Raw genomic sequence first — 12,432 nt, 5'->3', positions numbered from 1 at the left:
GCCAGGAAATTAAAGGTCTAAAGGGTTATTGACAGCTATCGCTTATTCGTAATCGGATAGCGGAGGGCAACTGCAAATCAGGTGACGGTCGCCGTAAACATTATCAATACGGCCAACCGGAGGCCAGTATTTATCATCATGCTGATGGTTATCAGGAAAAAATGCCTGTTGCCTTGAATAGGGTAATTGCCACTCAGCCAGCAATAACCGGTGAGTGTGGGGTGCATTATGAAGCAGGTTATTGTTGGGATCAGCGCTGCCGTTTTGAATTTCGGCAATTTCCAGACGAATCGAGATTAAAGCGTCGCAAAATCGATCTATCTCAATTTTGGATTCGCTTTCCGTGGGTTCAATCATTAACGTATCGGCAACCGGGAAGGCAACAGTAGGTGCATGAAAGCCATAGTCAATCAGCCTTTTAGCGATATCATCGACTGAAACGCCGGCAGTTTTTTTAAATTCACTGCAATCAATGATGCATTCATGTGCCACCCAGCCGTTTTTTCCTGTGTACAGAATGGGAAAATGAGGCGCCAGGCGTTTGGCAATATAGTTGGCATTTAAAATGGCCGCCAGCGTAGCTTTTTTAAGACCGAAAGCCCCCATCATCGCAATGTAAGCCCATGAAATGGTCAATATACTGGCTGAACCCCATGGTGCTGCCGAAACAGTGCCGACGGTACCCTGTTCTGTTGCGAAGCGATTGACGCCTTTGACGACAGGATGATCAGGTAGAAAAGGCGCCAGATGAGCGCCAACGCCAATAGGTCCGGCGCCGGGGCCGCCGCCGCCGTGAGGAATGCTGAAGGTTTTGTGAAGATTCAAATGCGCCACATCGGCACCCAGTTTACCGGGGCGGCTGATGCCGACTAACGCATTAAAGTTGGCTCCATCCATATAAACCTGGCCGCCATTTTCATGAACTATGGTGCATATTTCACAGAATGCCTCTTCGAACACGCCATGTGTAGAAGGGTAAGTAATCATGATTGCGGCCAGGGTGTCTTTGTATAAGACGGCTTTATCGCGTAAATCATCCAGACTGACATTGCCTTGATCATCACAGGCCAGAACGACGACTTTAAGACCGGCCAAACTTGCACTGGCCGGATTGGTGCCGTGTGCGGACGCAGGAATCAGACAGATATCACGTTGCCCCTGCCCCATCACTTCATGGTATTTGCGTATGACCAGCAGGCCGGTATATTCGCCTTGTGACCCGGCGTTGGGTTGAAATGAAAAAGCATCGAAACCGGTCAGGTCGCACAGCATATCCTCCAGTTCATCGAACAACTGCCGGTAACCTTCAGCCTGGTGTAAAGGTACAAAAGGATGCAGGCCATTGATGCTGGAGTAGGAAATCGTTTGCATGGCAGTTGCCGCATTGAGCTTCATCGTACATGAGCCTAACGGTATCATGGCTCTGTCCAACGCAATATCGCGTCTCGCGAGTCGCCGCATGTAACGCATCATTTCGGTTTCCGAATGATATTTGGCAAAGACAGGATGTTGCAGAATCGGATCGGAGCGCAGCAGCTCGTTGGGAATGCACTCACGGGTAACTTCATCCAGAAGGTTGATATCGGGCGTTGGCGCATTGTCTGCTGCAAAAATCCGCCAAAGTTTGCGAATTATTTCCCGATTACTGGTTTCATCCAGCGACATGCCCAGATGGTCTTCGTCGATGAAGCGTAAGTTTATTCCTGCGTGTTCTGCAGTGGCCAGATAGGTTGCGGCACATCCTGGGGTACAGACAACGACGGTGTCGAAATAGCAGTGTGTTTTAAGCTGAAAGCCCAGTTGTTCAAGACCGGCTGCAAGAATTTGTGTATAGCGGTGAACACGGCCTGCAATCATTCGTAGCCCCTCAGGGCCATGATAAACCGCGTAAAAACCTGCAATTACCGCTAATAAGACTTGCGCCGTGCAAATGTTGCTGGTTGCCTTGTCGCGGCGGATATGCTGTTCGCGGGTCTGTAACGCGAGGCGATACGCGGGCTGGTCTTGATTATCTTTAGATACACCGATAATTCGTCCGGGAACTGAACGTTTGTAAGCCTCTTTGGTTGCAAAAAAAGCCGCATGAGGACCACCATAACCCATAGGCACACCAAAACGCTGCGTGTTGCCCACGACGATGTCTGCGCCAAAAGCTGCCGGTGGTTTTAACAGAACAAGGCTTAACAAATCGCTTGCTACCGTTACTAGAGCCGATTGTTTATGGGCTTCTGCGACAATGCTTGTCAAGTCTTTGATTGCTCCCGAGCAGCCTGGATTCTGAACCAAAATACCGAAGATGTTTTGATGTTCATTCAGTTTTTCAACAGGACCGGTAATAATTTCATACCCCAGTGAGCGGGCGCGGGTTTTTATTACAGCAATGGTTTGGGGATGACAGTCTTGATCGACAAAGAAAGTAGTTGCGGCAGTATCTGAGAGTCTCTTGGACATGCTCATGGCTTCAGCTGCAGCCGTAGCTTCGTCCAGCAACGATGAATTGGCCAATTCCATTCCGGTGAGGTCAATGATCATCTGCTGGAAGTTGATCAGCGCTTCCAGGCGCCCCTGGCTTACCTCGGCCTGATAAGGCGTATAGGCGGTATACCAGCCCGGGTTTTCAAGCACATTCCGTTTGATGACTGCGGGCATATCGGTGTTGTAGTAGCCCATTCCAATCAGCGAAGTTAACACCTTGTTGTTCTGCCGCATTTTCGCCAAATGCTTGAATACGGCGCTTTCGCTGATGATTTCCGTCAGTTTTAGCGGTTCCTGATTGACTATATTGCAGGGAAAAGCTTGCTCGACAATATCCTCGAGACACGTTAGCTCCAGTGTTTCCAAAAGCTCCTTCAGCTGTGTTTCGTTAGAGCCAATATGCCGGTTTATATAATTGCCGCGCATTTCAAGGTCTTGGAGTTGTGGTTTGGAGCCTTGCATAGTTAGCCTCTAAAGTAACGGCGAGGAACAAAAGGTAAGTCGCAGACGGTTAATTCCACAGGACTGTTACGAACTTGAGCGTAAACCGTAGAACCAATAATTGCAGCGTCCGAATTGATTAAGGCCATGGCAATGGGTTTGCCCAGACTGGGAGAAAAGCCGCCGCTGGTTACATGACCCAGAGGGCTGCCCTGTTCATCAACGAGAAGCGCATTCTCTCGGACCGGCGTTCGGGCATTGACAATAAGTCCAGTGCGTAAAAGTTCAGAGCCGTTTTGCAATTGATAAAGAATCGTGCCCGCACCCGGAAAGCGGCGATTATTGCCATGAATAATCCAGTTTAAACCGGCTTCAACCGGTGTGATGGTTTCATTGAGCTCATGCCCGTATAAGCAAAGCCCGGCTTCCATTCTTAAGGTATCTCTGGCGCCTAAGCCGATAAGCTCCACATCGGATTCGTTTAAAATCAGTTCGGCTAATTGATTGACATGTTTGTTGGGGACAGAGATTTCAAAACCGTCTTCACCGGTATAACCGCTTCGACTGATCATGCAGCGGATGCCTTCAATTTCAGTATAAAAGGCGTGCATAAAGCTAAGTTCGCAAGCCTCCGGCACCAGATTAAACAGGATGTTTGCCGCTTTTGGCCCCTGTAATGCCAATAAAGCATGCTCATTTAAAATCTGAAATTGGACACGATCCGACAAATGTTTTTGTAAATGCTGAAAGTCTTTTTCCTTACACGCAGCATTGACCGTGATTGCAAGATGGCTTTCAAACTTGGTGATGACAATATCGTCAATCGTACCGCCGTCAGCGTTGGTGAAAACAGTATATTGCTGCTGACCATTATTCAAGCGGGTAATATTTCCAGGACAAAGCTTTTCAAGTTCACCGGCGGCGGCCTCGCCTTTAACCAGGCATTGTCCCATGTGGGAAATGTCAAATAATCCGGCATGATTGCGGCAATGCAGATGTTCCTGAATGATGCCCTTCTCATACTGCAAGGGCATTTCGTAACCGGCAAAGGCAATGAATCGGGCGCCAGATCGGGTATGCAAATCATTGAGGGAGGTTTTCTTTAAACTTGTCACTGTAGGCATTAACCACAAAGATAAATGATGAGGAAAAGCTACGGCAAACAGCACGTGTTTGCCGTAGAGTGATGCGAAAAATTGTCTGTATCTTACTCTTCATGCCTTAAAATCAAGCGGCACCGAGCTTGTCCTGTTAACTGATAAAATCGGAGCACTACATTCTGAGGTCTTTTACCACACGAACCACTTCTTTATCGCCGGGAACCGGCTCAATCGTGAATCCCAGTTTTTTTACTAAAGATAACATGGGCTTATTGATTGCCAAGACTTCGCCCTCGAAAAAGGATAAGCCTTTGTATTTAGCCGTCTGCATTAATGTTTTCATCAGACGGGTTCCGATACCCATACCGTGACAATCATCCGATACGACTAAAGCGAACTCGACCGAATGCCCATCCGGATTAGTCATGTAACGGCCGACACCAAGTTCTTTGGGTTTGCCGTTTTCTTCGGTGACTGCGATAAAGGCGATTTCGCGGTCATAATCGATTTGGGTAAAGCGCACGACCATTTCGGGCGTTAATTCTTGCAATGCCTGCATAAAACGGAAATATTTGGTGCGCTCGGACAGACGATGGACAAAGTCCTTCTCCATATCGGCATCTTCTGGCCGAACCGGTCTGATACAAATGTTGGCACCGGTGGGTAACTGATAATACTGGATTAATTCATGCGGATAAGGGTGAATCGTCATATGGCTGTACGGCGTCAGTTGATGCGATATCTGTACTTTAATCCGGGCGTCGACCGCCATGACCCCCCGGTCGTCTACGATGAGCGGATTAATATCCAGTTCCAAAATTTCGGGTAACTCACTGACCATGCTGGATACGCTGAGCAAAGTATTAACCAAGGCTTTAATATTTGCCGCAGGTAATTGCCGGAAGGGTTTGAGATATTTAGCTGCTTTGGTTTTGGCAATCATTTGCTCAACCATATACTCATTCAAAGGCGGTAATGCCACTGCCTTATCATTGAGAATTTCTACCATCGTTCCACCCAGGCCCACCGATATTGCCGGTCCGAAAACAGGGTCTCTGATGACGCCTATCATCAGTTCTCTCCCGCTGTAAGACCGATGCATCGGCTCGATGGTCATTGTGACTTCATTGACATCCGGGTATTTTTGCTTAATTAAGTTTTCCATCTCCGTATAGTGCATGGATACATCTTTGGCGCTGTTGATATTAAGCCGCACCCCCCCGATATCCGATTTATGCGAGAACTGGGACATATTCACTTTCAGCGCCACAGGAAAGCCCAAGGTTTCAGCGGCGATAATGGCTTCCTTGGCGTTATCAACCTTGACGGTATGGTTGACCGGAATTTTAAATGCCGCCAGGATAGCTTTCGATTCCTGCGCGGTCATGACCTGGCGTCCTTCAGCCAGAACGCGTTCAATAATCAGCCGTGAGCCCTCGACATCATGGGTAACCTGTTCGTTTTGGGCTGAAGGTATTTGCTTTAACAGAATTTGATTTTGTGTATATCGAGCCAGGAAAGAGAAGGCATCTACCGCAACTTCCGGGGTGCTGAAATGGGCGACCCGGCTGTTGTCAAACAGACGTCGTCCTTCCTGTACCCGGTTGCCGCCAGTCCAGGATGCCAGAACCGGCTTTTGTGTGGTCTTGGACGCGGTGATAATCAACTCGGCAACCTGTTTCGAATCGGTCATCGCTTGCGGCGTCAAAATAATCAGTGCACCGTCAATATTTTTGTCCTTGAGGCAGATTTCCAGCGCATTTTTATAACGTTCAGGCGTAGCGTCACCCAGAATATCAACCGGATTCGCATGAGACCAGTGAGGCGGTAAGACCTTATTGAGGGCTTCCAGACTCGCTTCGCTCAGTTCAGCCATTTTCACGCCGACTTCTTCTGCGCGGTCGGTGCTCATGACACCGGGCCCCCCTGCGTTCGTGATGATGGCCAGACGGTTTTGTTTAACCGTATAGTTGTTGGCCAGCACCCGTGCAGCAGAAAACAGCTGGGCGATACTGTAAGCTCTTACCACGCCGGCTCTTTCAATCGCAGCATCAAAAACGTCATCACCGCCTATCATGGCGCCGGTGTGTGACATAGCCGCTTTACAGCCACTTTCATGGCGCCCTGATTTGATCAAGATAACCGGTTTAAGCCGGGCTGCCGCTTTCAATCCGCTCAAAAAACGTCTGGCATCTCTGATACCCTCGACATACATCAAGATTCCGGTGGTTTTACTGTCTAAGGCAAGGTAATCGAGCACTTCACCAAAATCGATATCTGCAGCGCCTCCCATGGAGACGACCGTTGAAAAGCCGATATCCATGGATTGAGCCCAGTCCAGAATGGCAGTACATACTGCGCCAGATTGTGAAAGTAGCGCCAGATTTCCGTCTTTAATGACGCCATCGCCAAAAGTGGCATTCAGATGCCCGTTCGGACGAATGATGCCCAGGCAATTTGGCCCGATAATTCTAATGCTGTAGCGATGTGCAATATCGAGAACTTCTTGCTGCAAATGTTTGCCGGCAGAGTCCTGTTCACCAAAACCGGCAGAGATGATGATGACTGAGCCAATCGATTTTTCTCCGCATTGACGAATAATTCCGGGCACTGTGTGTGCCGGTGTCGCAATAACGGCCAATTCAATTTTTTCAGGAATTGCTGCCAAGTCAGGATAGGCTTTTAAACCGCAGATCATTTCGCGGTTGGGATTAACGGGATAAAGTCCGCCGCTAAAACCAGCCTCTTGCATGTTGATCATAATACGGTGGCCCACGCTTTCAGGCCGCTCTGTAGCCCCTATGACAGCGACGCTTCTAGGGGTGAAAAATGGACTCAGGTAATGGGGACCCATACGGTTGCTCCAGGAGATTAAAAAGTCAGTTATGATTGAAAGATAGCTTTAATCAAGGGGAATGGATAAATTTAAGCATCAGGGTTTGTGCTCCTGTCATTGGAGTCAAACAGTAACTTTTGGCATTTGCAAAAGCTTAGATCAGCTATATCAGTTTTGGGATAATTCCTGAGAATTAAGGAGAGCTGTCAATCTGCCAAGTATAGTTATAATTTTGGCGGTAAATAAGCAGATCGTTATGTTACGGCTGAAAGTATACCATTAATATTTTTTATAGGAATTGCCGCAAGTTGTTCCAGGCATTCCCGAATGAATATTTGTTGCCGGTAAGGTTTTGTTTTTTAGATAAAATGGCTGATAAATTCTGGCTAATTTCCCTTTCCTATCATAAAACTGGAGATTGCTAAAGAAATCGATGAGAGAGGGCGCTCGCTCATCAACAAGGTATAATTCCCTGTTAGTGGTAATTACTTGAACTATTCAAAACAAATCAAAATAGTTGAATATGCGCAAATTAACCCAAAAGCCGGCATCAAGCAGATGAAGGTGAGCTGATTTTTTTAACTGACTGATGAGATTTTTTATGTGTTTTAGTGCAAATATGTCTTTGGGACTCGGTATTGCGGGTCTGGTTGCTTCAAGTCTAACATTTACAGACAAGGAAGAAGTTTTTTGGGTTCGACTCGCTAGAGCTTATGCGATTTTTCATTTTTCTTTAATGGAATTTATTCAATACTTTGCTTATCCGGTTGCCGATCAATGTGGTTATGGGACCAATTTATTGTTAAGTGAATTATCGGCTTATCACATCGGTTTACAGGCATTTGCCATCATGCCTGCATTAGCAACTTATTCAACCGATAGAGATGCGCTTAAAAAAGCGGCAATGATAGGCACTTCAATGAGTATTTGCTTTTTGATTTTCACGCAATTGCCCAATGATTGGCAGTTATTTGGTATTGCGCCCAATTTTATTGGTCAGATGTTTTCATGTTTGTTCATGGGCCAGTATCACATCGGTTATGCCATCTCAAGCGCCTTTGGCATGCTCGTAACCCATGGCTCCTTGTTTGCATTGGCATTCAGCGGATTTCTTTGGGAAAATAACTGGAAAATTTCCTCCTACCATTTGGCGATGGCCATCATGACCCTGTTTATGCCTCAATGGTTACTCGGTGTTTCAACGGGAGAGGCTGCGGCGATTTATTGTTTTTACTCAATTCCTATTACAGCTAGTTTTATGCCTGTATTCAAAAAGTATTTTGAAGCTCAACCAAAAAACCAGTCCGTTTATAGTTATGAAAATGAATAATACAGGCGGAAGCACAGTTGCTGAACCGGTTTCAATTGGCTATAACAATCCCTGATTTGATGAGAAAAAGAAGCTTTGCGGAAAGTCCGCAGCAGGGATGCTGCTCAGGCATGAGGTCCGGATGGATGCCGATTTATTTAGTGAGCTTGCCAGTGAATAGCCAGCCAAATAGTCAGTTCGTCCGGCTTTGTCCACTCAACCCGGTGCTTTTGATGGGCAGGGATCAGCAGATGGTCGCCCTGAACCAGCTTTATCGCTTGATCAGGCTCTTTATAACCCAGCAACGCTTGACCCTGCAGTATCAATATCCATTCGTCATGGCTTTGGTCGTACCACTGTTCATAAGGAGTAATATGGCCTTTTGAGATGATGCGTTCAATTCTGATAATGTCGTTATTGACCAGATTTTCGATAATTTCTCCAGGTATGTCTGAAGGTATGTTGGCAAAAATATTGGTCATATTGATTTCCTGGAAATAAGCCGATTGACACAGCAATCACTTGGGGTTTAACTGGGTAACATGAAGTCAGTATTTTAAAATAATATACGATAATGTTAGTCAGACGGTCCATAGAACTAAATATTTAGGGGATAAGCGATGAATTTGAAAGAGATTGACTATAAGCATCTATTTGAAAGAGGCCTGCAGGGTACACATCTTTTTAATAACTGGTTGGATAAATCGCGTTATGCGGATTTTATTGTTTTGTTGGCATTACGTCTTTATCTTGTCCCTGTTCTGTGGATGGCAGGATCAGAAAAGTTTATGAATTTTACCGAGACCGCGGAGTGGTTTGGCAACAGTGACGGGGGATTAGGCTTGCCTTTACCTTATTTGATGGTATTCCTGGTCGCATTGATAGAAGTGTTGGGGGCTATTTTCCTGCTGATCGGCTTTAGTGTCCGCGTTATATCAATTCCGCTGATGGTCATCATGATTATTGCAGGTGTTATGGTGCATCTTAAAAATGGCTGGTTGGCTATCGCGACCGGCTCAGGACTTTTTGCAACAGACAGAACGCGCGCAGCCATTGAAAGTCTGGAACAGGCAAAATCAATTTTGCAGCAATTCAGTAACTATGACGTATTGACCGAAAATGGAAGCTTCGTCGTCTTAAATAACGGAATGGAGTTTGCGGCAACTTATTTTATTATGTTATTGGTTTTGTTTTTTTACGGTGGCGGCCGTTATGTTTCTATCGATTATTGGCTGTCAAAGCGTTATACACAGGATGAATGATGATAATCAAAACGAAAGCCACAATTCCTGAGCGAGAAATTACCGATCAACGTATTTTTACGGCTCGCAGGGCGATTATTAAAGCCGCTGCCGGAGCGGCAGCGCTCTCGTTTCTGCCGGGTGAATCATTGGCGGAAGCCAAAAAATATGCCAATGTACCTTTAGGGCCTTATTCAGCTGATCTTAAGCCCAATGATTTTGAAGATGTTGCCGGTTACACCAATTACTACGAATTTTCGACCAATAAAACAGATTCCAGTGTCCTTGCCCAAAAGCTGACGACGCGTCCATGGACGATTACGGTGGAAGGCGAATGTGAAAAACCGGGCATATTTGATCTGGATGATATTTTAAAAAATAATCCGCTGGAGCAGCGTATTTATCGGTTCCGCTGTGTTGAAGCCTGGTCGATGGTTGTGCCCTGGATAGGCTTTCCGCTAGCCGGTCTTTTAAAACAATTTAATCCCACTTCAAAAGCCCGATTTGTCGAATTTACAACGCTTTATAACCCCTTCGTTATGGTCGGGCAGAAAAGTAAAGTGCTGGAATGGCCTTATATAGAAGGCTTGAGAATTGATGAGGCGATGCACCCTCTGACTTTAATGGCAACCGGAATGTATGACGATGAATTACCGAAACAAAACGGTGCGCCACTTAGATTGATTGTGCCCTGGAAATATGGCTTCAAAAGCATTAAGGCCATTGTAAAAATCAAATTTCAGGAAAACATGCCTCAAACCGCATGGAACAAAAGCGCGTCTCATGAATATGGGTTTTATGCCAATGTCAATCCCAGCGTCCCTCATCCCCGCTGGAGCCAGAGCCGTGAGCGGGTGCTGGGTGCCGGTGTTTTTACGCCGAAAAGAGCGACTGAACTTTTTAACGGTTACGGTTCGGAAGTGGCTTCGCTTTACGCGGGTATGGATTTGAAGAACAATTTCTGAGTAAGCCAGAGTTACCGGGCGGATAGTTTAACAGAGGCTAATTACAGCAATTCTCAATTTGAAGGGAAAAAGAGCTGAGGGAAGCTTTTTGAGGATGTCGGCAGCAGGGCAGATTTTTATTCCAGACAAAATCTGCATTTCCAACCTCCTTGGCGGTCAGATGCTGCTGTCAAGCCCCCATGGAAGGGTTTACGGCGTTTCTCAAAAGGCTTTTCCCAGCCCAAAATGACGCCGAAGGATCAAACTGAGAATTGCTGGGCTAATTATTGGCTTGCGTTAAACAATGGGGGATTGAATTTAAATCCGAAATGCTGCGGATCTTCGCCAATGACCGCTGCGGAAAAAATATAAAAGACATAATCTTTGGTTTCTTTCGGAAGTTCATATTGCTGAAGAAATTTCCAGAAATTTTTATCACGCGGGTTATCCGGCATTTTATTAATCATTCCCTTCACCCGATTGTCACCGTAGTTGTAACTGGCCATCACCAGCAATCCCGACGCTTGAGCCTCTGTGCTGTAGATATGCCTCAAATACTTTATGCCGGCTTGCGTGGCTTGGTTGAAATCAAAACGGCCGTCGAGCTCATCATACTCAGGCACGTTTGCCAAAGGCCCCGGTTCAACACCGTATTGCTGGGCCGTACTTGCCAGCAGTTGCCAGGCGCCTTTAGCGACACCGTATTTAGTTTCAGGGCCTATGGCTTGGGTATCGTAATTACTTTCCTGAAGAGGCAAATAAATAAAATAGAGCGGCATCCCGTGCTTTTTTAGTGTGTCTATCACAATGGGCAGTAAACTGTTTTTTTCCAGTGTTTCTATCGCACGCTGGATTCTTGAAGAACCTTGCCAGTATTGAATATATTTTCTCACCTCAACCACAAAGTCTTCTGGGAGTTCCAATTCGCTTTCCCCCAGCTCCCTGGCGACCTTTGCAATCAATTCTTCCTCGTATTGGGCTTTTGTTGGAAACCTTAAACGTAATGAATTGGCTTCTTCAACATACTGTCGGTATTTGGCTTTCATATTCGCCAATCTTTCCCGGTCCTGAAGCATGCGCTTTCTTTCTGCGGCTATTTTTTCCTGTTCCAATTTCAGTTGTTCCTGTTCGATCCTCAATTTTTCAGTACTGATGGCCCGCATGGTTTTATCCAGTGTTTCCGCACTTTCTTCCAACTTAATATCGGCCTGAGATAAACCAACTTCCAGCATTTTGATGTCATAGAACATGTCAATCGCCAGTTTACGGGCATTATTCAACGCAATCTGCTGATAGGCGGCCAATCCGAGTGACAATAAAAATAAACTTCCCAAGGCCCAAATAATTTTTTTATAACCTTTTTTTCGAACAACACGGTCTTCATGGATCAGTTTTCGAACCATCAATGTGTAGTCACCCATATCGTCTGCCGCTTCTTCGGCGAGTAATCGGGATTTGATGTGTTCTTGAGATAAATTCCGTGCCGCATGACTTTTATCAACAGGCAAAGGTTCGGCAAGTAGGACTTTAACTTGCGTCTGATCGTCATTCTCAGCGTGTTTTGCTAATTGGATTTTTAGCTGAATACCTGAAAGGCCTAAGGCAACAGAGCAGGGCAGGTTTAGTTTTTCTTTTTGTTGAATCAGTCTGCCATTGATATAAAGACCGTTCGCACTTTGCAGATTAGCAATCCACCATCCGCCGTTTTCCCATTTAACTTCAAGATGATGACGGCTGACCACATCGTTTTTGATAACGATAGAATTATCCAAAGAGCGACCTGCCGTAAATCGGTCGGAAAATGAATAGGCCGCAATGATTTCACCCTGAGATCCCACCAAGCTTACGTTTAGCGCGTCCGGTTTAAATATCACGGTACGATCTTCGTCAACCACTGCGTTGCCCGATAAGGTGGGTTTAAAAACGGTTTTGTCGTCATTCATGGCTATTTAGTGCCTGAAAGAAAATCAAAATATGCCATATAATACAATATGTTATAATTAATACGAAGCACCAAGATCTATCGTGCTGGCACCGATTTTACCACTTATCCGCCTAAAATAGGCTTGTCAGTGGCTAAAACCAC

At 46.0% G+C, this 12,432-nt stretch carries 8 protein-coding genes; 3 read left to right on the top strand and 5 right to left on the bottom strand.

The features are described from left to right. Nucleotides 1-42 precede the first annotated feature (42 nt). From gcvP to Q7V32_RS10015, 3 genes are all read right to left on the bottom strand, one after another. Nucleotides 43-2,937 (bottom strand): aminomethyl-transferring glycine dehydrogenase, encoded by a 2,895-nt coding sequence (gene gcvP, locus Q7V32_RS10025; protein ID WP_304896839.1) that lies wholly within the window; start codon nucleotides 2,935-2,937, stop codon nucleotides 43-45. Between the two features lie 2 nt (nucleotides 2,938-2,939). After that, complete coding sequence (gcvT, locus tag Q7V32_RS10020) at nucleotides 2,940-4,040, bottom strand: glycine cleavage system aminomethyltransferase GcvT (protein WP_304896838.1); 1,101 nt, start codon at nucleotides 4,038-4,040, stop codon at nucleotides 2,940-2,942. A 148-nt stretch (nucleotides 4,041-4,188) separates the two neighbouring features. After that, nucleotides 4,189-6,870, bottom strand: a complete 2,682-nt coding sequence (locus tag Q7V32_RS10015) for a bifunctional acetate--CoA ligase family protein/GNAT family N-acetyltransferase (protein ID WP_304896837.1) — start codon at nucleotides 6,868-6,870, stop codon at nucleotides 4,189-4,191. Nucleotides 6,871-7,453: 583 nt separating this feature from the next. Between Q7V32_RS10015 and Q7V32_RS10010 the strand changes: the two genes are divergently transcribed. Then, on the top strand, nucleotides 7,454-8,182 hold the full coding sequence (locus tag Q7V32_RS10010; RefSeq protein ID WP_304896836.1) for a DUF5765 domain-containing protein: 729 nt from the start codon (nucleotides 7,454-7,456) through the stop codon (nucleotides 8,180-8,182). A gap of 137 nt (nucleotides 8,183-8,319) precedes the next feature. Here Q7V32_RS10010 and Q7V32_RS10005 read toward each other — a convergent pair whose 3' ends face one another. Then, nucleotides 8,320-8,643 carry a phosphoribosylaminoimidazole carboxylase gene (locus Q7V32_RS10005; RefSeq protein ID WP_304896835.1) on the bottom strand — a complete coding sequence of 108 codons (324 nt, stop codon included), beginning with the start codon at nucleotides 8,641-8,643 and terminating at the stop codon, nucleotides 8,320-8,322. Nucleotides 8,644-8,781: 138 nt separating this feature from the next. Between Q7V32_RS10005 and Q7V32_RS10000 the strand changes: the two genes are divergently transcribed. Then, nucleotides 8,782-9,423 carry a DoxX family protein gene (locus Q7V32_RS10000; RefSeq protein WP_304896834.1) on the top strand — a complete coding sequence of 214 codons (642 nt, stop codon included), beginning with the start codon at nucleotides 8,782-8,784 and terminating at the stop codon, nucleotides 9,421-9,423. 2 nt (nucleotides 9,424-9,425) lie between these two features. Continuing rightward, nucleotides 9,426-10,367 (top strand): protein-methionine-sulfoxide reductase catalytic subunit MsrP, encoded by a 942-nt coding sequence (gene msrP / locus Q7V32_RS09995; RefSeq protein WP_370691453.1) that lies wholly within the window; start codon nucleotides 9,426-9,428, stop codon nucleotides 10,365-10,367. Nucleotides 10,368-10,630: 263 nt separating this feature from the next. Here msrP and Q7V32_RS09990 read toward each other — a convergent pair whose 3' ends face one another. Continuing rightward, nucleotides 10,631-12,289 carry an FHA domain-containing protein gene (locus Q7V32_RS09990; RefSeq protein ID WP_304896832.1) on the bottom strand — a complete coding sequence of 553 codons (1,659 nt, stop codon included), beginning with the start codon at nucleotides 12,287-12,289 and terminating at the stop codon, nucleotides 10,631-10,633. Between the last annotated feature and the right edge of the window lie 143 nt (nucleotides 12,290-12,432).

Source organism: Methylicorpusculum sp. (assembly GCF_030651835.1).
Lineage (GTDB): Bacteria > Pseudomonadota > Gammaproteobacteria > Methylococcales > Methylomonadaceae > Methylicorpusculum.
Note: the sequence above shows the minus strand (reverse complement) of the source record. Positions and strands in the feature narration are given on the sequence as shown.